At 68.6% G+C, this 23,060-nt stretch carries 18 protein-coding genes; 11 read left to right on the top strand and 7 right to left on the bottom strand.

All coding sequences use genetic code 11. From position 1 onward, the window contains the following. Positions 1–12: 12 nt before the first annotated feature. Positions 13–1,080 (bottom strand): spore photoproduct lyase family protein, encoded by a 1,068-nt coding sequence (locus FVE89_RS09095; RefSeq protein WP_160533704.1) that lies wholly within the window; start codon positions 1,078–1,080, stop codon positions 13–15. Between the two features lie 384 nt (positions 1,081–1,464). On the opposite strand from FVE89_RS09095, the gene FVE89_RS09100 reads away from it, so the two are divergent. Together FVE89_RS09100 and FVE89_RS31500 are read left to right on the top strand one after the other, a co-directional pair. Then, on the top strand, positions 1,465–3,378 hold the full coding sequence (locus FVE89_RS09100; protein WP_160533881.1) for an EAL domain-containing protein: 1,914 nt from the start codon (positions 1,465–1,467) through the stop codon (positions 3,376–3,378). Positions 3,379–3,689: 311 nt separating this feature from the next. Further along, complete coding sequence (locus FVE89_RS31500) at positions 3,690–4,421, top strand: collagen-like protein (RefSeq protein WP_160533705.1); 732 nt, start codon at positions 3,690–3,692, stop codon at positions 4,419–4,421. Between the two features lie 41 nt (positions 4,422–4,462). Here the strand turns inward: FVE89_RS31500 and FVE89_RS09110 are convergent, their stop codons facing one another. Together FVE89_RS09110 and FVE89_RS09115 are read right to left on the bottom strand one after the other, a co-directional pair. Further along, positions 4,463–5,473, bottom strand: coding sequence for an NAD-dependent epimerase (locus tag FVE89_RS09110; RefSeq protein WP_160533706.1), 1,011 nt, complete (start codon positions 5,471–5,473; stop codon positions 4,463–4,465). 175 nt (positions 5,474–5,648) lie between these two features. Further along, the gene (locus FVE89_RS09115; RefSeq protein ID WP_160533707.1) at positions 5,649–6,419 is read right to left on the bottom strand and encodes an MOSC N-terminal beta barrel domain-containing protein; all 771 of its coding nucleotides are present in this window, start codon (positions 6,417–6,419) and stop codon (positions 5,649–5,651) included. A gap of 199 nt (positions 6,420–6,618) precedes the next feature. Between FVE89_RS09115 and clpB the strand changes: the two genes are divergently transcribed. Further along, a complete protein-coding gene (gene clpB, locus FVE89_RS09120; protein ID WP_160533708.1) occupies positions 6,619–9,243 on the top strand; it encodes an ATP-dependent chaperone ClpB in 2,625 nt (874 codons plus the stop codon). A 357-nt stretch (positions 9,244–9,600) separates the two neighbouring features. Here clpB and FVE89_RS09125 read toward each other — a convergent pair whose 3' ends face one another. The 3 genes from FVE89_RS09125 to FVE89_RS09135 all read right to left on the bottom strand — a co-directional run bounded on the left by FVE89_RS09125 (position 9,601) and on the right by FVE89_RS09135 (position 10,608). Beyond that, positions 9,601–9,966, bottom strand: coding sequence for a response regulator (locus tag FVE89_RS09125; protein WP_160533709.1), 366 nt, complete (start codon positions 9,964–9,966; stop codon positions 9,601–9,603). A 22-nt stretch (positions 9,967–9,988) separates the two neighbouring features. Further along, positions 9,989–10,276: an STAS domain-containing protein gene (locus FVE89_RS09130; RefSeq protein WP_160533710.1), complete on the bottom strand. Its 288-nt coding sequence runs from the start codon at positions 10,274–10,276 to the stop codon at positions 9,989–9,991. Positions 10,277–10,398: 122 nt separating this feature from the next. Further along, entirely contained in the window at positions 10,399–10,608 is a 210-nt protein-coding gene (locus tag FVE89_RS09135; RefSeq protein WP_160533711.1) for a hypothetical protein, read from the bottom strand. Between the two features lie 218 nt (positions 10,609–10,826). Between FVE89_RS09135 and FVE89_RS09140 the strand changes: the two genes are divergently transcribed. The 8 genes from FVE89_RS09140 to FVE89_RS09175 all read left to right on the top strand — a co-directional run bounded on the left by FVE89_RS09140 (position 10,827) and on the right by FVE89_RS09175 (position 21,726). Then, positions 10,827–11,894, top strand: a complete 1,068-nt coding sequence (locus tag FVE89_RS09140) for a methyl-accepting chemotaxis protein (protein WP_348644678.1) — start codon at positions 10,827–10,829, stop codon at positions 11,892–11,894. A 432-nt stretch (positions 11,895–12,326) separates the two neighbouring features. Then, on the top strand, positions 12,327–14,351 hold the full coding sequence (locus FVE89_RS09145; RefSeq protein ID WP_160533712.1) for a chemotaxis protein CheA: 2,025 nt from the start codon (positions 12,327–12,329) through the stop codon (positions 14,349–14,351). Next, positions 14,351–14,812, top strand: coding sequence for a chemotaxis protein CheW (locus FVE89_RS09150; protein WP_160533883.1), 462 nt, complete (start codon positions 14,351–14,353; stop codon positions 14,810–14,812). Before FVE89_RS09145 ends, FVE89_RS09150 begins: the two co-directional genes overlap by 1 nt. A gap of 16 nt (positions 14,813–14,828) precedes the next feature. Next, positions 14,829–17,000: a methyl-accepting chemotaxis protein gene (locus tag FVE89_RS09155; RefSeq protein ID WP_160533713.1), complete on the top strand. Its 2,172-nt coding sequence runs from the start codon at positions 14,829–14,831 to the stop codon at positions 16,998–17,000. 111 nt (positions 17,001–17,111) lie between these two features. Next, entirely contained in the window at positions 17,112–19,169 is a 2,058-nt protein-coding gene (locus FVE89_RS09160; protein WP_160533714.1) for a methyl-accepting chemotaxis protein, read from the top strand. A 126-nt stretch (positions 19,170–19,295) separates the two neighbouring features. Continuing rightward, positions 19,296–19,769: a chemotaxis protein CheW gene (locus FVE89_RS09165; protein WP_160533715.1), complete on the top strand. Its 474-nt coding sequence runs from the start codon at positions 19,296–19,298 to the stop codon at positions 19,767–19,769. A 17-nt stretch (positions 19,770–19,786) separates the two neighbouring features. Further along, complete coding sequence (locus FVE89_RS09170; protein WP_160533716.1) at positions 19,787–20,632, top strand: protein-glutamate O-methyltransferase; 846 nt, start codon at positions 19,787–19,789, stop codon at positions 20,630–20,632. Further along, entirely contained in the window at positions 20,629–21,726 is a 1,098-nt protein-coding gene (locus FVE89_RS09175; protein ID WP_160533717.1) for a chemotaxis response regulator protein-glutamate methylesterase, read from the top strand. The genes FVE89_RS09170 and FVE89_RS09175 overlap by 4 nt, the downstream gene beginning before the upstream one ends. Positions 21,727–22,189: 463 nt before the next feature. Here FVE89_RS09175 and FVE89_RS09180 read toward each other — a convergent pair whose 3' ends face one another. Beyond that, positions 22,190–22,999, bottom strand: a complete 810-nt coding sequence (locus tag FVE89_RS09180) for a universal stress protein (protein ID WP_160533718.1) — start codon at positions 22,997–22,999, stop codon at positions 22,190–22,192. Positions 23,000–23,060 lie beyond the last annotated feature (61 nt).

The raw sequence follows: 23,060 nt of genomic DNA on the forward strand, positions 1-23,060 counted from the left end.
ATGGCCGGGAGTTCAGAACGCGTAGCGCACCGTGCAGGAGGGCAGGGACTCGGCGAGCAGCGCCTTGAAGCGGGCGAGCCACTTGCCCTTCCAGCCGGTCCGATAGCGCAGGTTGGTGCCCCCGCCCTCCGAGATCTTGGCCTCCTGGATGTCCGGCCGCCACAGGAGATCCTCGGCGCGGGGATGCCAGCCGAGGTTCACCGCATGCAGATCCGCGTTGTGGGTCAGCATGATGATCTCGCATTTGAGCTGCGCCCGGGCGGCGTCCGAGAGCGTGGCGTCGATCTCGGCGAAGAGGGCGCGCCAATCGGCCTCCCAGCCCTCGTAGAGGATCACCGGCGAGAAATTGGCGTGGACCTCGTAGCCGGCCGCCACGAAGTCGTTGATGGCGGCGATCCGCTCCGGCATCGGCGCCGTGCGCACGTCGACGACCCGGGCGATGCGCGCCGGCATGAGCGAGAACCGGATCCGCGTCTTGCCCTGCGGATCGTAATCCAACAGGGCGCGGTTCACGGTCTTGGTGGCGAAGGACGCCTTCGCGTTCGGCAGGCCGCGGAACAGCGCGATCATACGCGCGACGCCGCTGCTCACCGCGGCATCGACCGAGAGGTCGCCGTTCTCCCCGATGTCGTAGACCCAGAAGGCCGGATCGATCAGGTCCGGCGCCGGCAGGGGCCCCTGGCGCGCGGCATGACGGCCGATCGCCGCGCAGGCCTGTTCGATGTTCACGAACAGCGAGATCGGATTGGCGAAGCCCTTGCGGCGCGGCACGTAGCAATAGGCGCAGGCCATCGCGCAGCCGTTGGAGGTCGAGGGCGCGATGAAATGGGCGCTCCGGCCGTTCGGCCGCATGGTGAGACCCTTCTTCACCCCGAGGACGAGGGTCGAGCGCTTGATCCGCACCCAATCGTCCACGGATCCGGCATTCCCGTGCAGATCCGGGATGTTCCAGTGCGAGGGCACCGTGATGCGTTCGGCATCGGGGAAGCGCGCCAGGATCTCCTGGCCGAGCGGGAAATCCGCCACCGCGGGTTCCTGGTAGATCCTTCGGATATCGAGGAGATCGCGCGTGAGAGCCATGACGAATCCGGGGCCCGGACGCGGCCCGACGCCCGATATGGTGTCGGGCCGCAGGGCGGGAACGGCTTGCGACTCGTCGTCCTGGGGCAGCGCTCGGCTTCCGGATGCGTCCTGTGTTGCGCGGCCGCGCGGTGAGCCATGACATGTCCGGCTGAAAGTCCGTGGCGCCACAAAGCCGGGACAAATCCCGGTGTCTATGGACGCCGGTTGCTCTGCAACATTATCTTACGATTCATGGGGGAGAATCGCGCGTCTCTGGGTAGACGCGCGTCGACTGTCCGGGATCAGGAGATGACTGTTCCGCTGCCCGCGGGCCTGAGTGAAGCTGCCCGTCCGGCCGAGCTGCTCGCGCGCGCCCTCGTTCGGAGCGACCAGCTCCAAGCCATGCGCGGCAGCGTCCTGGCGGCGATTCCGGTCAACATGCTCCTCGGTCTGGCCAGCACATGGGTCGCCTTTCACAGCGGCCATGGTGAGGCTGGCGCCATCTGGTTCACGGTCTCCACGGCCGTCAACCTCCTGCGGATCGGCCTGTGCCGCGCTCCCTGTCTCGGGCTGGGCCTGACGCCGGACACGACGCCCGCCATGGCCGCCGCGTCCCTGCGGTCCGCCGATCGGCACCTGTGCGCCTGCATCGCGGCGGCATTCCTGTCCGGCTTGGTCTGGGCCTGCCAGCCCCTGCTCTGCGAGGGCTACACCTCGGCGCAGACCCTGTTCTACCTCGTGATCACCTGCGGCATCACGGCCGGCGCGGTGACGCACGGGACGGCGTATGCGCGGATCCCGCTGGCCTTCATCCTGCCGCCGCTGCTCTCGGTCACCGTCTGCCTCGTCGCGGCCGGCGATTTCGACCGGGACTGCCTCGCGGCCTGCGTGCTGCTCTACCTCCTGGCCCTGACGCATACGGCGTTCCGGAGCGAGGCCGGTTTCTGTGAGGCGAGCCGGATCAAGAACGAGGCGACCGCGCTGGCGCGATCCCGCGCTGAGGCCCATGCAAGCGTGAGCGCCCTGGCCGATGAGATGCGCCGCCGCGCCACGCACGACGACCTGACCGGTCTCTTCAATCGGGCCGGCTTCATTCAACAGGCGGAAAGTCGCCTCCAGGCCGGCGCGATCAGCCTGCTGCTGCTCGATCTCGACGGCTTCAAGCTCGTCAACGACGTCTACGGCCACAAGGCCGGCGACCGGGTGCTGGTCGAGGTGGCCCGACGCATCCGCGCCGTGCTGCCGGGCAACGGCCTCGCGGCGCGGCTCGGGGGGGATGAGTTCGCGGTGCTGTACGATCCCGCCGCGTCCGGCATCCCCCAGGATCAGCTCGCGGCGAGTCTCGTCGCGGCGGTCGCGCAGCCGCTGGACGGGTTCGATGCGGGCCGGCTCGGGGTGAGCATCGGCGTTCATTCCGGCACGGAGCCGAGCCTGACGGAGATGTTGAGCTGCGCCGACGCGGCTCTGTATGCCGCGAAGGCGGCCGGGCGGAACCATTACCGGATGTTCGATGCGGGCCTGCGCGAGCGTCTGCAGATCCGCCGCGATCTGGAGCGCGACCTCTCGACGGCCCTCGCGGAGGCCGATTTGGAGGTGTGGTTCCAGCCGATCTATGCCCTGGACGCGCAGACGCTGGTGGGGCTCGAAGCCCTGGTGCGCTGGCAGCACCCGCGGCTCGGCTGGATCGCGCCGCCCGACCTGGTCGTCACGGCGGCGACCGCTGGGCTGACCGAGTCGCTGCTGCGCTACATCCTCGAACAGGTCTGCGCGATGATGCAGATCCTGCGCGCCCGGGGCCTCGGGACGGTGCGCGTCGCCATGAACGTCTCCCCGCAGGAGATGGCCCAGGTGCCGGTGGACGAGATCGTCATCGAGCGATTGAACCGCCTCGATCTGCCGCCCGCGATGCTGGAGATCGAGATCACCGAGGAAACCGCGCTTGATATCGCGGCCGTTCAGGGCAAGCTGCACGGCCTGTCCCGCGCGGGCATCCGCGTGGCCCTCGACGATTTCGGCATCGGCTACTCGTCGCTTTCGTCGCTGCGCCAGCTTCGGGCGGACCGGATCAAGATCGACCGGAGCTTCGTGACGGGCCTCAGCGACTCGGACGACAAGCGCGGCCTTGTCCTCGCGGTCCTCGGCCTCGGCCGCATGCTCGGGCTTGAGGTCGTGGCCGAAGGGGTCGAATCCGACGAGGATCTCCGCACCCTGCAGACGATGGGCTGCCCGTTCCTCCAGGGCTACCACCTCGGCCGGCCGATGCCGGTGCCTGAACTGGAGGCCAAGGTGTTCGCGAACCGCATCGCGGCGGCCTGAGAAGACGGTCCGGATCGCCCGCTCGATCGGCGTCGATCCAGCCCCCTTTGACAGAGTTGTGAGCACGTCCAGGTGAACCCTTCGGCCCGGTGTGCATTCCTCTGGGCCGTTCGGCACTGGCCGAGCCGCGCTGCGATGCGACCGCGCGGCCGGGCGGTCGCGGGGTATTCAGTGCGATATGCTCACGGAAGTGCGTTTTGAGAGCATAACCTCTGGAAAACGTCCGTTTTCAAATTCGATCGTTCGAATGGGTAATTGCTTAACCTGAGCGGTACGGCATGGTGACTGCTCAGATGATTATGGAATTTGCAATGCGCGCAGCGCGAAAGCGCAACGCCGCCTACGGCGTGGCCGCCCTGTCGATCGCCTGGGCGGCCCCCGCCCAGGCCGAGATGCGGATCGAGGCGGCGAAGATCACCGGCGGCGATCTCTGGATCATCGGGTATGCCGACGACCCGGATACCGAGATCACGCTCGACGGCCAGTTCCCACATCGGACGGACAGCAACGGCTATTTCGAGTTCCGCGTCGTCTATCACCCGGCCACCTGTATCGCGACGCTTCAAACGCCGAAGCAGTCGCGCAGTGTGGTGATCGCAGGCTGTGGGCAGCAGGGGCCGCAGGCGCCCGGCCTCGTCGGACCGCAGGGTCCACGGGGCGAGGCGGGTCCGCGAGGGGAAACCGGGCCGGCCGGCCAGCCCGGCGCGATGGGTATGCCGGGCCCGGCCGGTCCGCCCGGTCTGAGGGGGGCTGCGGGCGCGCCGGGTGAGCCCGGTCGGCCCGGACCGGCCGGCGAAGCCGGGAGTATGGGGGAGACCGGGCCGATGGGTCCGATGGGGCCGATGGGCCCCCGCGGAGCCCAGGGGCCGCCCGGGCCAGCCGGTCCGCCCGGAAAGGCCGCCCCGCCCGTCGCCGTGCAGAGGGTGGCGCCGGTACCCCGGCGAGCGCCGATCAAGCCGCGCCCGAACCGGGAGGCGCCCCTCCCGGACGCGTCGCCCGAGGTCGAGCCGGGCGGAGGCGTGACGTCCGACGACCGGTACTGAACCGTGCCCGGCCGCGTCGGCGCGGCCGGCTCCGCGACGCGTCAGCTCCGGTAGTGATCCCGATACCAGCGGACGAACCGCTCCACGCCGACCTCGATGGGCGTGCTCGGCGCATAGCCCACCGCGGCCGCGAGATCCTCGACATCCGCATAGGTGGCGGGCACGTCGCCGGGCTGCATCGGGAGGAAGTCCTTGCGCGCCTTGCGGCCGAGGCACGTCTCCAGGATTTCGATCAGGCGCAGGAGCTGCACCGGCTGATGGGTGCCGATGTTGTAGACCCGGTAGGGTGCGCTGCTGGTGCCGGGGTCGGGCGCGTCCGAATTCCAGGCCGGATTGCCGCGGGCGGGCGCCGCCGCGAGGCGAACCACGCCTTCGACGACGTCGTCGATGTAGGTGAAATCGCGCCGCATCTGCCCCTGGCCGAACACCTTGATGGGCTCATCCGCCAGGATCGCCCGGGTGAACAGGAACAGCGCCATGTCGGGCCGGCCCCAGGGGCCGTAGACCGTGAAGAAGCGCAGGCCGCTGCACGGGATGCCGTAGAGGTGGCTGTAGCTGTGGGCGAAGAGTTCGTTGGCCTTCTTGGTCGCCGCGTAGAGGCTGACCGGATGATCGACGTTCTGGTGGACCGAGAACGGCATCTGCGTCACCGCACCGTAGACCGAACTCGACGAGGCGTAGAGGAGGTGCCCGACGCGCGCGTGCCGGCAGCCCTCCAGCACGTTGAGGAAGCCGTCGATGTTGCTCCGCGTGTAGGCGTGCGGGTTCTCGATCGAGTGGCGCACGCCCGCCTGCGCGGCGAGGTGGATGACCGTGTCGAAGGCCTGTTCCCGGAAGACGGCCTCCATGCCGGCGCGGTCGGCCAGATCGATTTTTCGGAACGTGAACGTGTCGAAGGGTTCGAGCGTATGGAGGCGGCTCTCCTTGAGAGCGACATCGTAATAGTCGTTCAGGTTGTCGAGCCCGACGACGGTGCAACCCGCCTCCAGGCAGCGCCGGGCCACATGATAGCCGATGAACCCGGCCGCCCCGGTCACCAGGACATGTTTCATGGCGTGCTCCGAGGCTGCGGCACGGCCCCGTATGCGGGCCGGGACGCGCAGGGGCTCTCTCGTATCGGCCCCCCATATACCCGCTGCACGGGCCGATTGTAGACCCGTCAAGCCGCAGGCGAGGCACGACCTTCGATCCGAGCAGCCTCGGACGGCTGGGAGAGCGGCGTGACCTTCAGCCGACCGGCCGCAGCGCGTCCCCGCGCGCGATCGCCCCGCCGGCGATCACTTCCGCGTAGACGCCGAGGTCGCGGTGGCCGAGCCGCGCGTCGAGCGTCCAGGGGATATCGCAGTTGCGGATGCCGCTCGCCGGATCGACGTTGGTGGCCGCGCACCGCACCGTCCGCTTGGTGATCTTGAGCCGCAGCCCGCTCGGCGCCTCGATCACCCGGCCGACCATTTCCAGCTCGGCGAAGGGCGCCAGCCCCTCGACCAGCAGGTTGCCGCGGAAGCGCAGCGGATCGACCGGAGTGCCGAGATAATCCTCCAAAGCCGCCACGCTTGCCCGGTTGATCAGCGAGACGTAGCCGATGGGCGAGTCCGTGAAGCGGTATTGCGGCGGGGCCGCGAGCACCTTGGGCTCACCGCGCAGGCTCTCGGGGACGAAGCGCCGCATGAGATCGGCGAGGCCGTCCCGCCCGGCTTCGGTGTCGAGCCGGAAGGCCTGCGGCTCGCCGTAGCCCTCGACGGTCAGCGTCGCCGTGGCGTCGTCGTAGCGGGTGCGCAGGCGGGCCAAAGCCTCATCGCGCATGAGCATCAGGTACTTGGTCTTCGGCTGATGCCGCGGGGCGACTTCATTGAAGCCCGACGGGCCGTTCTCGATCGCGTAGAGCCGGTCGCCGGGAAAAAATCCGCTGGTTTCGAGGTTGGCCCGTTCTACGGGTTCGGGGCTCAGGCCCTTCACCGGATAGCGATAGAGGGCGCTGACGTGAATCAATGCGGTCATGCGCGGAGCGTGGCCCTGAAATGATCCGTCGCGCAAGAGCCTCGCCGCCCCTTGTGGTGCCCATTTGCAACACCACATCGGGTCTACCGGCGGCCATCTACGGCGCTGGGGCCCTCGTGCGGCGGAGTGCCGGAGGGCGACGTTTCGGTGGCGCCGCGCCTCTCATCGGGCGGCGGATGCCGGTACGGGAGGGTTGTGCATGAATTTCGAAAAATACACCGAGCGCGCACGCGGCTTCGTGCAGGCGGCTCAGAACCTCGCGATGCGCGAGGGACATCCCCAGCTTCAGCCGGGCCACCTGCTCAAGGTCCTGCTCGACGATCCGGAGGGCCTGTGCGCCGGCCTGATCGATCGCGCGGGCGGTCAGTCGCGCGTGGCTCTGGCCCAGACCGAGCAGTGGCTCGCCAAGCAGCCGAAGGTGTCCGGCAACGCGTCTCCCCCGCAGGCGACGCGCGAGCTGATGCGCCTGTTCGACACCGCCGAGAAGGCCGCCGAGAAGGCGGGCGATTCCTACGTGACGGTGGAGCGGCTGCTCCTGGCGCTCGCGGTCGAGAAGGATTCCGAGGCCGGCAAGGCGCTGCAGGCGGCGGGCGTCACCCCCGCCTCGCTGAACGCGGCGATCAACGCGCTGCGCAAGGGCCGCACCGCCGACAACGCCTCGGCCGAGAACGCCTACGACGCGCTGAAGAAGTATGCCCGCGACCTCACCGAGGCCGCCCGGGACGGCAAGCTCGACCCGGTGATCGGCCGCGACGAGGAGATCCGGCGGACCATCCAGGTCCTGTCCCGGCGCACCAAGAACAACCCGGTGCTGATCGGCGAGCCCGGCGTCGGCAAGACCGCGATCGTCGAGGGTCTGGCCCTGCGCATCGTCAACGGCGACGTGCCGGAGAGCCTGCGCGACAAGCGCCTGCTCGCCCTCGACATGGGCGCGCTGATCGCCGGCGCGAAGTATCGCGGTGAGTTCGAGGAGCGGCTGAAGGGTGTGCTCTCCGAGGTCACGGCGGCCGAGGGCGGGATCATCCTGTTCATCGACGAGATGCACACGCTGGTCGGCGCCGGGAAGGCGGACGGGGCCATGGATGCCTCGAACCTGCTGAAGCCGGCGCTTGCCCGCGGCGAGCTGCACTGCGTCGGCGCGACCACCCTCGACGAGTACCGCAAGCACGTCGAGAAGGACGCGGCCTTGGCCCGGCGCTTCCAGCCGGTCTTCGTGTCGGAGCCGACCGTGGAGGACACGGTCTCGATCCTGCGCGGCCTGAAGGAGAAGTACGAGCAGCACCACGGCGTGCGCATCCAGGATTCCGCCCTGGTCGCGGCCGCGACGCTCTCGAACCGCTACATCACCGATCGCTTCCTGCCCGACAAGGCGATCGACCTCGTCGACGAGGCCGGCTCGCGCCTGCGCATGCAGGTCGATTCCAAGCCGGAGGAACTCGACAACATCGACCGCGAGATCGTCCGGCTGAAGATCGAGGCCGAGGCGCTCAAGAAGGAGTCCGATTCCGCCTCCCGCGACCGGCTGGTCCGGCTGGAGAAGGAACTCGGCGATCTCGAAGAGCGCTCGGCGGCGATCACCGCGCGGTGGAAGGCCGAGAAGGACAAGCTCGGCACGGCCGCCGGCCTCAAGAAGAAGCTCGACGAGGCGCGGAACGAGCTCGCCGCGGCGCAGCGCCAGGGCCAGTACCAGCGTGCGGGTGAGCTCGCCTACGGGGTGATCCCGGGTCTGGAGAAGCAGCTCGCCGAGATCGAGGCGAAGGCGGAGAACGGCCGCGACGGCATGATGGAGGAGGCGGTCACGCCCGCCCACGTCGCCGGGGTCGTCTCGCGCTGGACCGGCGTGCCGGTGGACAAGATGCTGGAGGGCGAGCGCGAGAAGCTGCTGGCCATGGAGGAGGCGCTGTCGAAGCGCGTCGTCGGCCAGCACGAGGCGGTGGAGGCGGTCTCGACCGCGGTCCGCCGGGCCCGCGCCGGGCTTCAGGACCCGAACCGGCCGATCGGCTCGTTCATGTTCCTGGGCCCGACCGGCGTCGGCAAGACCGAGCTGACCAAGGCTCTGGCCGGATTCCTGTTCGACGACGACACGGCGCTCGTGCGCATCGACATGTCGGAATACATGGAGAAGCACGCGGTCGCCCGGCTGATCGGCGCGCCTCCGGGCTATGTCGGCTACGAGGAGGGCGGGGCATTGACCGAGGCCGTGCGGCGCCGGCCCTATCAGGTCGTGCTGTTCGACGAGGTCGAGAAGGCGCATCCGGACGTGTTCAACGTCCTGCTGCAGGTTCTCGACGATGGGCGGCTGACGGATGGGCAGGGGCGGACGGTCGATTTCCGCAACACGCTGCTGATCATGACCTCGAATCTCGGGGCCGAGTATCTGGTGAACCAGCCCGCGGGCCAGGACACCGAGGCGGTCCGCGACGAGGTGATGGGCGTGGTGCGGAGCCACTTCCGGCCGGAATTCCTGAACCGGGTCGACGAGATCATCCTGTTCCACCGCCTCGCGCGGTCGGAGATGGGGGCGATCGTCGAGATCCAGCTCGGGCGGTTGCAGAAGCTCCTGGACGATCGCAAGATCACCCTCGACGTGGACGAGGACGCCAAGAACTGGCTCGCCGACAAGGGCTACGACCCGGCCTACGGGGCGCGGCCGCTGAAGCGGGTGATCCAGAAGAACGTGCAGGATCCGCTGGCCGAGCTGGTGCTCTCCGGCAAGGTCCATGACGGCGAGACGGTGCCGGTCCGCCTCGGCCCGCTGGGGCTGATGATCGGCGACGTCACGGTCGGCACCGAGCGCCGGCCGGTCCATGCGACGCTGAACTGAGCGTGTTCCTTGACGGGGCGGTCCGCTTCGGTGGGCCGCCCCGTTCAGTCGCGGCCGAGTGATCGTCGGGCTATGGGCGTCGGGACGGCACGCGAGGCTTATCGGTCCGACACCGATCCGGACGTGCGTCGGGAGCGCCTGATCCGAATCGTGGGCGAACGCTATTGCGGCTGATCGCCGACGACCCGACGGGTCGAGAGTTCAGCCGGCGAAATGCCTTGACCCCCTGGGCCGACGACGATCTGCCAGCTCCCGCGCCCGACTCTTTTCGTCACCGCGGCCCGTCGGCGTGGAATGCTGGAGAGCCACCAAGGCGCCATCACACGATCGATGCCGGTGCACGCCCCGGGCCGGCGTTCAGCTGCGGATCAGCTTCGTGACCACGGCGAGGAGCTGATCCGGCTTGAACGGCTTCGTGATCCAGCCGGTCGCACCGGCGGATCTGGCCTGCTGCTTCATGCCTTCGTCCGACTCGGTGCTCAGGAACAGGATCGGCACGCCGGTGCAGGATGGAACTTGCCGGAGCTGCCGGATCATCTCGATTCCGTTCATCACCGGCATGTTGAGATCGGTGATCACGAGGTTGACCGGCTCGGCCGTGGCCTTGGCGAGCCCCTCGGCGCCGTCGCCGGCCTCGACCACCGTATGGCCGGCCGGTCCCAGGACGACCTTGATCATCTGCCGGATGCTGGGCGAATCGTCGACCGCGAGAACAGTTGCCATGGCGAAATCCGAATCTGCGCGTCTAAAGGGCGGGCATGGGCGGGGCGGAAGGGTCGAGACCCGCCCGGCAAAAGGCAACGTCGAGACCCGCGGTCCGATTCGTCAACGCGAGGCTCACACCGCGACGGGCCGCCGACATCCCGGCCGCCAGGACGAGCTGAACGAAGGCCATGTCGGCCCGCTCGACATCGGCACAGTCCAGTGTGACCGCCGCGGCGCCGTCGAGGGCGGCGAGCATGTCGCCCCGGAGCGACGGGACCGATCGAAGATCACACTGCGCCGGCAATCTGAGTGTTCGGGATTCGGACATGACGCCTCGGACAGCTGTGATTGCGCGGATCGACCCGCGGACCGACCCTTGCCGATCATTCCAGAAACCAGATGTCTTAAATCCTCCTCCATCCGCGTGGATCGGTCAAACAAATTCGACTCTCATCCTTCCATCCGAGCCAAAACAATATCGTCGCGTATTGGCGCACCACTATAAATATCGCGGCCGTCGCCGGAGGCGTATTTGCTTATATTTGGCTTGCGCATCAAATCCGCCGCCGCCCCGTCGTCGAAGTGACTTCGTGAATATTGATATTTAAAAATTAAGCAAAAATACAGTTCATGATTTTTGATACGTGCGATTTGAGGCATGAATTTTTAACGCGCCTCAGCAGAAAGAGATTGTCGTCCAAGTCGACGCGCCGAGCACTTGGGATAGGATGGAGAACGATGGTATGCCGCCGTCGGTTGCTCGGGCGGAGTTCAAGGAATACACGCGGATGTCCTTCCGGGATCGCGCCCATCTCAGTCAGCGTGACACAGGGTCGGTGGATGCGGAGCCGGAGGCTCGGGCGGAGGATCGGCTGGATGTGCAGCCATCCCCGGAAGCGCGTCTCGGCCGGACCGGCTTGGCCGACCTGCTGCATGGCTGGCTCGACCTGTCCGACCGGCAGCGCGCCCTGCTCGATGCCCTGATCGACGAACTCGGGATCGTCTCGACGGATATCGAGACCCATGTCGACGGGCTGTCGGAGCGGTTCCAGCGGATCGCGGATACGACCCGCGGTCAGGCCGAGATCGTGCAGGGGCTGGCGAGCGCGATCCAATCGGTGCGGATCGACGGGTCCGAACAGCCCCTGGCGGAGGTTGCGGCGGGTCTCGGCGGCATCCTGTCCTCGCTGATCGGCAAGATCGCCCTGCTGTCCTCCCGCGGCACGACCCTGACGGAGGCGCTGAGCACCGTGCTCGGCGAACTCGGCTCCATCGACGGCAGCGTGGCGCGGATCGAGGCGATCAACCGCCAGACCAATCTCCTGGCGCTCAACGCCAAGATCGAGGCGGCCCGGGCCGGGGAGGCCGGGCGGGCCTTCGCGGTGGTGGCCGACGAGGTGCGCGGACTCGCGGGCTCCATCAACGCGCTCTCGGGGGTGATCAAGGGTCAGATCGGCTCGATCGCGACCGGACTGCGCAGCAGCCACGGCCTGCTGCACGACATCGCGACGATCGACATGTCGGAGGAGAGCCGGAGTGCCGATGCCCGGGTGCGCCTCGTCATGGAGGCGCTGGTCGATCAGAATCGGCGATTCGCCGAGGTTCTGTCGCAGACCGTTCGGGCCACGGAGGCCATTGCCGGGGACGTCTCCGGGGCCATCGTCACCATGCAGTTCCAGGATCTCGCCAAGCAGCGCCTGCAGAACCTGCAGGTTCTGCTTCGCGCCGCGGAGGACCGCCAGCGCCACCTGTCCGACGAGACTGGTGCGGTGGTCGCCCGCCGGGGGGGGGCGCCGAGCGAATCCGCCTGGATCGCGGAGGCGATCGCCGCCTGCACCCTCGGCGAGATCCGGGATCGGATGTCTCAGCGCCTGCTCGGTGCGTCGGCCGCGTCGCGGTCCGATTCGGACGTCGCCGATCCCCTGGCCGGGGTCGATCTGTTCTGAACCGCGCGTGCGTTGCCCGGCACTGTGTCAAAGCCCGGCGAAATCAAGCGCTGGTCAGACTTTTCGTTGGCGCAAGGCAGAAAAAGATTCAGCTCGTGGAGGCAATAATTCTTTTCACGCAGAAAGAGCAAAAACTGCGCAGTGATGTCCAAAATTGTTTCGAGCCTGGTGGTCGGTTTATTGATTTACAATTTCAGTGAAGAGCATCCAGTTTTAGCAATGCGAGATGTAAAATTTCGTGGACACGAAATCTTGATGAGCGTAGGTGAGCAATTCTAAGCTATAAACCAGCCGGTCGGTCGGGAACGGCGGACCGTAAAACTGCAACGCGTCGCGATAGCTCAGATCGTCTGCACAGGTTGAACCCGCGGGGAGGCGATCAGGTGATCGTTTCACCGAGATCGATGTCGCTGGATTCGGATCTCTTTGACCATGACGACACTTGATCCCCGAGAGGTCTTTCTGTCGGAAGCCAATGAGCTTCTCGACCGCCTGGAAACCACGCTGCTCGATCTCGGCGACCGGCCGGACGACACGACGCTGATCGACACGGCCTTCCGGGCGCTGCACACGATCAAGGGCTCCGGCGCGATGTTCGGCTTCGACCGGGTTGCCGCCTTCACGCATGATTTCGAGACCGCCTTCGACCTCGTCCGGCGCGGCGCGATCGCGCCGAGCGTCGAACTCGTCAACGTCGCCCTCTCGGCGAAGGACTACATCCGCTCGTTGATTGAGGAATCCGATCCCGACACTGCGGTGATCGGGGACGCGATCCTGGCGGAGCTGGAGCGGCTCGTGGGCGGTGCGCCGGCGCAGTCGGCCGCGCCGGTGGCGGGGCCCACATCCGAACCCGCGCCGACCGGATGGCAGATCGGGATCCGCTTCGCGCCCGAGATCCTGCAGAACGGCACCAACCCGCTGGCCCTGTTGGACGAGCTGCGCGAACTCGGCGCCTGCACAGTCGTGCCCCGCCTCGCGGACCTCCCGGAGCTCGAGAATCTCGATCCGGAGAGCCTGCATATCGGCTGGGACGTCACCCTGGTCGGCGCCGTCGAGCGGGCGGCGATCGAGGACGTGTTCCTGTTCGTGCAGGACGCGATGGAACTCACCCTCGCGCCGCTGGCCCCTGGACTGCCCGTCGCGGTGCCCGAACCGGCTTCGCCGCCAGCCGATCCGGTCGCGCCGGCCGCCGAGGCCACGCTGGTCGCCGTGCCGGCCGCGCCGGCCGCGGAGCGGGATACGCCCGTCCGCGGCCCGGCCGAGCGCCGGGCACCGCCGCGGGCCGCCAGCACCGTGCGGGTGGAGGCGGAGCGGCTCGACGAGCTGATGGACCGGGTCGGCGAGCTGGTGATCGCCCAGGCGCGGCTCAGCCAGCTCGCCGGCCTGCACGCCGATGCCGGGATCAAGACCATCGCGGAGGAGATCGAGCGCCTGTCGGCGCGGCTGCGCGACACCACCATGAGCATCCGGATGGTGCCGATCGGCGCGCTGTTCAGCCGCTTCCGGCGCCTCGTCCACGACCTGTCGCGTGATCTCGGCAAGCCCGTCACCTTCGTCACCGATGGCGAGGAGACCGAGCTCGACAAGACCGTGATCGAACGCCTCGCCGACCCGCTCGTGCACCTGATCCGCAATGCGATCGATCACGGGGTCGAGGCGCCCGAGCGCCGCGCGGCGGCCGGCAAGGACGCGACCGGGCAGATCGCGCTCACGGCCGAGCATGCGGGCGCCCAGGTTCTGGTGACCGTCCGCGACGACGGCGCCGGCCTCGACGTGGCCCGCATCCGCGCCAAGGCCGAGGAGCGGGGGCTCGTCCAGCCCGGCACGCCGCTCACCGACCAGCAGGTCTACCAGTTCCTGTTCGCCCCCGGCTTCTCCACGGCGCACGAGATCTCGGCCCTGTCGGGCCGCGGGGTCGGCATGGACGTGGTCAAGAAGACCATCGAGGCCCTGCGCGGCTCCATCGACATCACCACCGAGCCCGGCGCCGGCACGGCCATCGTACTGCGCCTGCCGCTGACGCTCGCCATCATCGAGGGGCTGCTGATCCGGGTCGGCGAGGCCCGCTACGTCCTGCCCCTGGCGGCGGTGGAGGAATGCATCGAGCTGCCTGCCGACCGGAATCGGGGCTGCGGCCGGGACTTCCTCGACATCCGCGGCGCCCTCGTGCCGTTCCTGCGGCTGCGCGACCTGTTCGACGCGTCGGGGGAGCCCGACCCGCATCAGAAGGTCATCATCGTCGCGGTGGGGGAGACCCGGATCGGGCTCGTGGCCGACCAGATCCTCGGCAATCACCAGACGGTGATCAAGTCCCTGTCGAAGCTTCACGCCGACGTCGCAGCCTTCTCGGGTGCCACGATCCTCGGCGACGGGACGGCGGCGCTCATCATCGATCCCGCCCAGATCGCGGCGGGCGGGCACGCGGCCGGCCAGGGCGAATACCGAGAGGTGGCATGATGACCGACTTCGTCGAGGCCGGCCGGGCGGCCGGTACCCTTCAGGTGGTGATGCTGGGCATCGGCACCGAGACCTTCGCGCTCGATGCCGGGATGGTGCGCGAGATCATCGATCCGATCCCCGCCACGCGGATGCCCGGGGCGCGGCCCCACCTCGCCCATATCGTGAATGTGCGCGGCAACGTGGTGCCGCTCGCCGACATCCGCGCGCGCTTCGGCATGCCGGTGACGGCCATGACGCGCGACACCCGCTTCGTGGTGATCGAACTCGATTTCGACGGCGACGCGACTCTGGTGGCGCTCGTGGCCGACAAGGTCTTTGAGGTGACCGCCGTTGCGCTGGAAACCCGCCAGCAGGTGCCCGCGATCGGCACGGCGTGGCGGCCCGAATTCATCCGTTCGATCGTCAAGTCTGGGGATGAGTTCGTGATCATCCCGGACATGCAGCAGATCTTGAACTGACCGGGGGGTCGTAGAGATGCGGGTTTCGATCAAGACCAAGCTGGCGGCCGGGTTCGGCGCCGTGCTGCTCCTCGCCGGAATCGCCGGAGGAGTCGGCTACCAGAAGCTTTCGGCCACGGCGGACGCGCTGCACTTCGCGGTCGGGCGCGCCGACCTGCAGGCCCTGGTGCTGGATGCCGAGGGCCAGACAGCGAAGAGCGTCGCGAACGTCCGGGCCGCAGTGATCAGCACCAGGGACACCGAAATCGCGGAATTCGGTCAGCGCGCCGCTGTGAACCGCGCCAAGGCGCGCGCCGCCCTGGAGAAGGCGAAGGACGGCCTGCTCACCGAGGAGGGCAAACGCCTCTATGCCGACGTGACCGTCAAGCTCGCCGCACAGGAGGTCCTGGCCAAGGCGATCATCGAGAAGGCCCAACTGAACTCGAATGTCCGGACCTGGGCCGAGATCATCAATGTCGGCCGCCCGGCGACCGTGGCGGTTCGGGCGGAACTGGATGCCCTCACCGGAAGAGCCGGCGCGCAGGCCGGCGCGCTCCTGCGACCGCTTCTGGCCTTCCAGACCCGCCTCGAACGCTCCTGGGGCCGCTTGCAGGCCGCGACGGGCGCGACCACGATGGCCGCCCTGGAGGAGCGCGTGGATGCGGCGCGCAAGACGCAGCAGGAAACCACACAGAGCCTGGACGATCTGATCCGGGTCGCCAGCGGCCTCAAGCTTCCCACCGAAGGCCTCCGCACGCGCTACGATGCCTGGACCGCCTCGTTCCAGAAGGCCGTCGCCATCGTGGCGACGGGGGGAGCCGTCGAGGCCGCCGCCCTCGCGGCCGCGGATTTCGTTCCCGCCACCCAGGCCGTCTACGGCGCCCTCGACAAGCTGACCGATTACCAGACGCACCGCACGGCGGAAGCCGCCGAGCGCGCCAGAGCCGACGCGCATGAGGGCCAGACGGTGCTGCTCGCTGCGGTGCTCGGCGCGCTCCTCGTCGGCCTGATCGTCGCCGCTTGGCTCGCCGTCTCGATCGCGCGGGGCCTGGGACGGGCCGTGTCGCTGGCCGAGGCCGTCGCGGTCGGCGACCTGAGCCAGACGATCACCGAGACCTCACAGGACGAGATCGGCGATCTGATCGCCGCCATGAACCGGATGACCACCAACCTCAACGCCACCGCAGTCCTGGCGGGTGCGATCGCCGAGGGGGATCTCACCGTGAAGGCCGTGCCGCTCTCCGACAAGGACACGATGGGCCACGCCCTGGAGCAGATGCTGGAGAAGCTGCGGGCGGTGGTGGCGGACGCGGCCGCCGCGGCCAACAACGTGTCGGCCGGGTCTCAGGAGCTGTCGTCCTCGGCCGAGCAGCTGTCGCAGGGTTCGACCGAGCAGGCCGCGTCCACGGAAGAGGCCTCCGCCTCCATGGAGGAGATGGCCGCCAACGTGAAGCAGAACGCCGAGAATGCCGGCCAGACCGAGGCGATCGCCCGGCAATCGGCCCGGGACGCCGAGGCCAGCGGCGCGGCGGTCGGGCGCGCGGTCGAGGCGATGCAGACGATCGCGCAGAAGATCACGATCGTGCAGGAGATCGCCCGCCAGACCGATCTGCTGGCGCTCAACGCGGCGGTGGAGGCCGCGCGCGCGGGCGAGCATGGCCGCGGCTTCGCGGTGGTGGCCTCGGAGGTGAGGAAGCTCGCCGAGCGCAGTCAGGCGGCGGCGGCCGAGATCGGCACGCTGTCGGCCGACACGGTCAAGGCGGCTCAGCAGGCGGGCGAGATGCTGGGGCGTCTCGTCCCCGACATCAAGAAGACGGCCAGCCTGGTGGAAGAGATCTCGGCGGCGTGCCGGGAGCAGGATGTCGGCTCGGGCCAGATCAACCAGGCGATCCAGCAGCTCGACAAGGTGACCCAGCAGAACGCGAGCGCGTCCGAGCAGGTCTCGGCGACCTCGGACGAGCTGGCCCTGCAGGCGGAGCGGTTGCAGGCGACGATCGCCTACTTCCGGACCGAGGCGTCCTCGGGCGTGGCGGCGGCGGTCCCGCAATTGCGGGCTGCGGCGGCGCGGATGGCAGCGCCGGCCCGGCCGGGCAAGGCGGTCGCGCCGAAGGCGAAGGCACGCCCGCGTGCGGCCGGTGCGGCGGGCTTTGCCCTCGACATGGGCGGCGAGGGCGACACCCGCGATGCCGAGTTCATCCGCGCCGCCTGAGCGATGCGGATGCCGATTTTCACGGGTTGGCACGGCCACCAAGGCCGCGCCAACCGCGATCCCCCGAGACCTCTCGAACATCCCACCCAAATCTGACGGAAGAAATCTCCTATGCGTCTCACGATCCGCACCAAGCTGGGCACGGCATTCGGCTTGATCCTCCTGCTTCTCGGCGGAGCCGGCTTCCTGGCCATCACGAGCCTGAGCAGCGCCAACGACCGGATGCAGGCCTTCGCGTCCGGCCCCTTCGCTCAGGTCCAACGGGTTCTGCGTTTCGAGACGCTGGCCGTCGATGCCGCGCGCATGTTCGCCGGGTCGCTGCTCGAGCCGACGGAAGCGGCCCGGGCGAAGCTCGCCGCTGACCTCAAGCAACAGGACGTGACGTTTCGCGCACTTCTGAAGGACTATTCCGACGCAACCGCCGCCGAGGAGCGGGTGCGTCTCCAGCCTCTGCATGAGGCCTGGGACAAGCTGGCCGCCGCCGCCGCCAAGGGCACGGAATTTTCCGTCAAGAACGGCAACAACGTCGCGATCGGCATTGCTGGCGGCGAGCAGCTGACGCTCTCCCGGGCCGTGCTCACCCGCATCCAGGATCTGGCATCCCGGCCTGACATCTCATCGGAGACGCGCCGGCTCAGCGCGATCCTTGAGGCTCGGATGACGCGCCTCGTGGCGGATGTCTACCGCGAGGTGGTGATCAGCGACGACGCGCTCCTGGAGAAGCTGGCCAACGAGTATCACGAGCATCGCCGCCAGTTCGATCAGGATTTCGCCAAGCTCAGCGAGGCGGGGCGTAGCGATGGGCTTTCCGAGGCCGTCGCGGCCATCGGTGCCGCGTTCCGCACCTGGGAGGCGGCTGGCGAACAGGTATTCACCCTCGGTCTCGCCAACACCGACGCCAAGGCGCTCCAAGTCTATGTCGGTCCGTTCACGCAGGCGCGGATGGCGCTCATCGAGGAGGTCAAGAAGCTTCGCGCCTACGAGGAGGGCATCGCGCAGAGCTATGTGCGTGAGACTCAGACCGCCTTCGAGACGACCCGTATGATGCTCATCGGTGTCGTCGCCGGCGCGGTGGTGATCGGGCTTGTCATGGCGATCTGGCTGTCGGTCTCGATCTCCCGCGGCATGCTGAAGGCCGTCGGGGCGGCGAACCGGGTGGCTCACGGCGATCTGACCGAGGACGTGGTGCCTACCGGCAGCGATGAGATCACCGATCTCCTGACCGCCGTGCAGGCCATGACCCTGAAGCTGCGCGAGGTGGTGGGACAGGCGAGTGCGGCGGCCAACAACGTGTCGGCGGGGTCGGAGGAGCTGTCGTCCTCGGCCGAGCAGCTGTCGCAGGGTTCGACCGAGCAGGCCGCGTCCACGGAAGAGGCCTCCGCCTCCATGGAGGAGATGGCCGCCAACGTGAAGCAGAACGCCGAGAATGCCGGCCAGACCGAGGCGATCGCCCGGCAATCGGCCCGGGACGCCGAGGCCAGCGGCGCGGCGGTCGGGCGCGCGGTCGAGGCGATGCAGACGATCGCGCAGAAGATCACGATCGTGCAGGAGATCGCCCGCCAGACCGATCTGCTGGCGCTCAACGCGGCGGTGGAGGCCGCGCGCGCGGGCGAGCATGGCCGCGGCTTCGCGGTGGTGGCCTCGGAGGTGAGGAAGCTCGCCGAGCGCAGTCAGGCGGCGGCGGCCGAGATCGGCACGCTGTCGGCCGACACGGTCAAGGCGGCTCAGCAGGCGGGCGAGATGCTGGGGCGTCTCGTCCCCGACATCAAGAAGACGGCCAGCCTGGTGGAAGAGATCTCGGCGGCGTGCCGGGAGCAGGATGTCGGCTCGGGCCAGATCAACCAGGCGATCCAGCAGCTCGACAAGGTGACCCAGCAGAACGCGAGCGCGTCCGAGCAGGTCTCGGCGACCTCGGACGAGCTGGCCCTGCAGGCGGAGCGGTTGCAGGCGACGATCGCCTACTTCCGGACCGAGGCGTCCTCGGGCGTGGCGGCGGCGGTCCCGCAATTGCGGGCTGCGGCGGCGCGGATGGCAGCGCCGGCCCGGCCGGGCAAGGCGGTCGCGCCGAAGGCGAAGGCACGCCCGCGTGCGGCCGGTGCGGCGGGCTTTGCCCTCGACATGGGCGGCGAGGGCGACACCCGCGATGCCGAGTTCGTCCGCGTCGCCTGATCGACATGCGCTCCGCGCCGAGTCCGGGCCCGCGCGGGCCCGGATTCCGAATGTACCGACCACCCCACCGATATGCGGACTCCCCGAGCGGGAATCCGACAGGCGACGACCAAGCCGGAGACCCGTATGTCCAGCGTCTGGCAGTATCTGACCCTCGGCCTCGATCGTGAGATCTTCGGGATCGATATCGAGTCCGTTCACGAGATCCTCGATTACCGCGCACCGGCCGCCCTGCCGCATGCGCCGTCCTTCCTGGTCGGCATGATCGATGTCCGCGGGCAGAGCTACCCGGTCATCGATCTGCGGACCAAGCTCGGCCTGCCGGCGGTTCCGGTGACGCCGGCCACCCGCATCATCCTCCTGAACATCGCGTTGCGGGACCGCGCCCTGCGGGTCGGCTTCGTGGCCGACCGGGTGATCGAGGTGACGGAACTCGACCGGGCCGAGATGGAATCGGCCCCCGAGGTCGGCGGACGCTGGCGCTCGAATTACATCGCCGGCATCGGCCGCAAAGGCGAGGCCTTCGTGGTGGTGTTCAATCTCGAGGCGCTGATGGCGGGCGACGATCCGGCCCTGCTCGAGCCGCCGCTCGCCGCCTGATCGCCGGGATCGATGCCATGCCGCAGCTGAAGGACCGCCATTTCCAAACGGTCGCCGATCTGATTCAAGCCCGGATCGGCATCCAGATCCCCGAGACCAAGCGCAGCATGGTCGAGGGTCGGCTGCGCAAGCGCATGCGGGCGCTCGACCTCGACAGCCTCAAGGCCTACGGCGACCACCTGTTCGATGACGGACACCTCGCCGAGGAGTTCGTCCACATCATCGACTGCGTCACCACCAACAAGACGGATTTCTTCCGGGAGCCCGCGCATTTCGAGCACCTGCGCGACGATCTGGTGCCGCTGCTCTGCCGGCGGCGGGGCGGGAACCCGCGCCTCAAGATCTGGAGCGCCGCCGCCTCGACCGGGGCGGAGGCCTACACCCTGGCGATGATCCTGCAGGACATGATCGCGGCCGGGCACGGGTTCAGCTACGCGATCCTCGGCACCGACATCTCCACGGAGGTCCTGCGGGTTGCCGCGGAGGCGATCTACCCGGAGGAGATGCTGGTTCAGATCCCGCCGGCCTTCCGGCGCCGCTACGTGATGGCCTCCCGGGACCCGGCGCGGAAGCTCGGGCGGATCGTACCCGAGCTGCGCAGCCACGTGCATTTCCAGCGCCTCAACCTGATGGATGCGTCCTACCCGGTCGATCAGGATGTGGACGTCATCTTCTGCCGCAACGTCCTGATCTATTTCGACAAGGACACCCAGAGGGCGGTGCTCAGCCGCCTCGCCCAGCATCTGCGACCGGGTGGCTTCCTGATCGTCGGCCATTCGGAATCCATGGCCGGGACCGGCGTGCCGGGTCTTGAGCAGGTCTCCTCGACCATCTTCAGCCGGGCGCGGGACATGATCCAATGAACCAGCGCGATCCGACCCGAGTCCTGATCGTCGACGATTCCGCCTCGGTCCGGCAGACCCTCGTGACCATCCTGGAGGGTGCGCCCGACATCCGGGTGATCGGTACGGCCGCGGATCCGTTCATCGCGGCCCGGCGCATCCAGGAGGAGGTGCCGGACGTGATCCTCCTCGACCTCGAATTGCCGCGCATGGACGGGCTGACCTTCCTGCGGAAGATCATGGCCCAGCGGCCGATCCCGGTGATCATCTGCTCCGCCCTGACCGAGGCGGGCTCGCGGACGCTGTTCGACGTGCTGGAGGCGGGCGCCGTCGATGTCGTGCCCAAGCCTCGGATCGATACCCGCCAGTTCCTGGTCGAGTCCTCGGTGCGGGTCTGCGATGCGGTCCGGGCCGCCGCGCGGGCGAAGCTGCGTCCGGGGCGCCCGGAGCCCCGCCGCATCGAGAAGAAGCTGACGGCCGATGCCGTGCTGCCGGCCCCGACCCCCAACCGGGCCGTGGCCGAGACGGACCGGATCGTCTGTATCGGCGCCTCGACGGGGGGCACGGAATCCCTGCGCGACGTGCTGGAAGCGCTGTCGCCGGATTGCCCCGGCATCGTGATCGTCCAGCACATGCCCGAGCATTTCACCGCGGCTTTCGCCCGGCGGCTCGACAGCCTCTGCACCGTCGCGGTGAAGGAGGCGGAGGACGGGGACGCGGTGTTGCCTGGGCGGGCCCTGATCGCCCCCGGGGGGCGCCACCTGCTGCTGCAGCGGACCGGAAACCGCTACAGCGTGTCGGTCAAGGACGGCCCCCTGGTCTCGCGGCACCGGCCGTCCGTGGACGTGCTGTTCCGCGCGGCCGCGCGCTGCGCCGGCGCGAACGCGCTCGGCATCCTGATGACCGGGATGGGCGACGACGGCGCCACCGGCCTTCTGGAGATGCGGCGCGCCGGGGCGCTCACGGTCGCGCAGGACGAGGAGAGCTGCGTGGTCTTCGGCATGCCCAAGGAGGCGATCGAGCGGGGCGCGGCCATGAAGGTCCTGCCGCTTGACCGGATGCACCACGAGATCCTCCGCTTCGGTGCGTTGCCGGCGCTGCGCCAGCCTGCATGAGCGGTAGGCTGGCGCGCGCGCATCCGTCGGGGACCGGCTTCCTGTGCGAAGCCTCAGTTCGGGTGATCCGCCCCTGACCTCGCTGTGCGCTCTGCTCGGAGCGGCGCGACGGCTATGGGACGGTACCGCCAAACGACCGTGCCGAGGCGGCCGCGATGGTCTGCTGATCCGCCCGATACTCGGCAGGCGGCGGATGGCGCCGCTGACCGCAGACGGCCAAGATCCTGGGTCCGTCCGCAGCAGGCCCGAACGGATTGAAAGTCTTCGCGAACAAACGGTGGCTGCTTCATCGTCTTGCGGTCTGGACACCGTCGACGTCGTTTCCTGAGCAGACGTCAAGTCAGGCGATCCCACCTGAAGACGCGCTTCCACCGGCTCGGAGTTTCGCATCCGCGCCCCGATCGGCGGACCGGACGAAGTGTCAGACGATGCCGGAAGCGTCTCAATGCTTCCCGGTGCCCGGTCAGTGACTTATCAGACAGCAGACGGGGCAGCGGGCCAGCAGGTCGCGGGTGACACCTCCGAAGGCCCATTCTTGAAGCCGGCTATGCCCGTAGCCACCGGCGACGATGAGATCGGCGGCCTGATCCAGCGCCGCTTCGAGCAAGGCTTCGGCGGTCGATGCGCCGTAGGCATCCCGATGGACCGCCGTGGCGGAGACGTCGTGCGACTGCAGCAGACACAATGCGTCCCGCGCGTCGTCAGCGCCCCGGCCGTCATCGACGGAGATCAGGACGACACCGGAAGCCCGCTTCAGGAACGGCAACGCGTCGCGGAGGGCACGGCGCGCCTCGCGGGTATTCTTCCACGCCACCGCGACCCGCCGAGCTTCAAGGTGATCGACCTTGGGCGGAACGATCAGCACCGGCAGGCCGAGCCGCATCACGGCATCCCCGGGACCGACAGACATGAACGGGCTGCCGTCGTCGCCCCGCCCGACGACCAGCAAGTCGCCGGCGGCCGACTGGACCCCGAGGAACGCCGCGGGGAAGTCGAGGGTGGAGCGCCACTCGACCCGGCTCCGGCCTCCGACGGTTTCCTTGAACGTCTCGTGCGCGAGGCGGAGGTCATTCAGGACAGCTTCCTGGACAGAAGCGAGGCAGTAACCGCCACCCGGAGTCGGGCCGTAAGGCGCGCCCGCGTAGGCCGGCATCTCTGCCGCAAGGCCGATCAGGCGAGCGTGAAAGTCGTCGGCGACGTGAGCGGCCAGCCGGACGCGTTCCCGCGCATGCTCGCCGAGATCGACCGCTACCAGGATGCTTTTGTAGGACATCGAAGCCTCCGACCGGATTGGCAAGGCGATCGTGCGGGCCGACCGGCCCGGCGAGGCTTGC

This window comes from Methylobacterium sp. 2A (assembly GCF_009806555.1).
In the GTDB taxonomy this organism is placed as follows: domain Bacteria; phylum Pseudomonadota; class Alphaproteobacteria; order Rhizobiales; family Beijerinckiaceae; genus Methylobacterium.

Excerpts from the sequence above, each read along its gene's own strand:
- FVE89_RS09095 (WP_160533704.1), bottom strand. The coding sequence starts at position 1,080 with ATGGCTCTCACGCGCGATCTCCTCGATATCCGAAGGATCTACCAGGAA.
- FVE89_RS09100 (WP_160533881.1), top strand. The coding sequence starts at position 1,465 with ATGCGCGGCAGCGTCCTGGCGGCGATTCCGGTCAACATGCTCCTCGGT.
- FVE89_RS31500 (WP_160533705.1), top strand. The coding sequence starts at position 3,690 with ATGCGCGCAGCGCGAAAGCGCAACGCCGCCTACGGCGTGGCCGCCCTG.
- FVE89_RS09110 (WP_160533706.1), bottom strand. The coding sequence starts at position 5,473 with ATGAAACATGTCCTGGTGACCGGGGCGGCCGGGTTCATCGGCTATCAT.
- FVE89_RS09115 (WP_160533707.1), bottom strand. The coding sequence starts at position 6,419 with ATGACCGCATTGATTCACGTCAGCGCCCTCTATCGCTATCCGGTGAAG.
- clpB (WP_160533708.1), top strand. The coding sequence starts at position 6,619 with ATGAATTTCGAAAAATACACCGAGCGCGCACGCGGCTTCGTGCAGGCG.
- FVE89_RS09125 (WP_160533709.1), bottom strand. The coding sequence starts at position 9,966 with ATGGCAACTGTTCTCGCGGTCGACGATTCGCCCAGCATCCGGCAGATG.
- FVE89_RS09130 (WP_160533710.1), bottom strand. The coding sequence starts at position 10,276 with ATGTCCGAATCCCGAACACTCAGATTGCCGGCGCAGTGTGATCTTCGA.
- FVE89_RS09135 (WP_160533711.1), bottom strand. The coding sequence starts at position 10,608 with ATGCCTCAAATCGCACGTATCAAAAATCATGAACTGTATTTTTGCTTA.
- FVE89_RS09145 (WP_160533712.1), top strand. The coding sequence starts at position 12,327 with ATGACGACACTTGATCCCCGAGAGGTCTTTCTGTCGGAAGCCAATGAG.
- FVE89_RS09150 (WP_160533883.1), top strand. The coding sequence starts at position 14,351 with ATGACCGACTTCGTCGAGGCCGGCCGGGCGGCCGGTACCCTTCAGGTG.
- FVE89_RS09155 (WP_160533713.1), top strand. The coding sequence starts at position 14,829 with ATGCGGGTTTCGATCAAGACCAAGCTGGCGGCCGGGTTCGGCGCCGTG.
- FVE89_RS09160 (WP_160533714.1), top strand. The coding sequence starts at position 17,112 with ATGCGTCTCACGATCCGCACCAAGCTGGGCACGGCATTCGGCTTGATC.
- FVE89_RS09165 (WP_160533715.1), top strand. The coding sequence starts at position 19,296 with ATGTCCAGCGTCTGGCAGTATCTGACCCTCGGCCTCGATCGTGAGATC.
- FVE89_RS09170 (WP_160533716.1), top strand. The coding sequence starts at position 19,787 with ATGCCGCAGCTGAAGGACCGCCATTTCCAAACGGTCGCCGATCTGATT.
- FVE89_RS09175 (WP_160533717.1), top strand. The coding sequence starts at position 20,629 with ATGAACCAGCGCGATCCGACCCGAGTCCTGATCGTCGACGATTCCGCC.
- FVE89_RS09180 (WP_160533718.1), bottom strand. The coding sequence starts at position 22,999 with ATGTCCTACAAAAGCATCCTGGTAGCGGTCGATCTCGGCGAGCATGCG.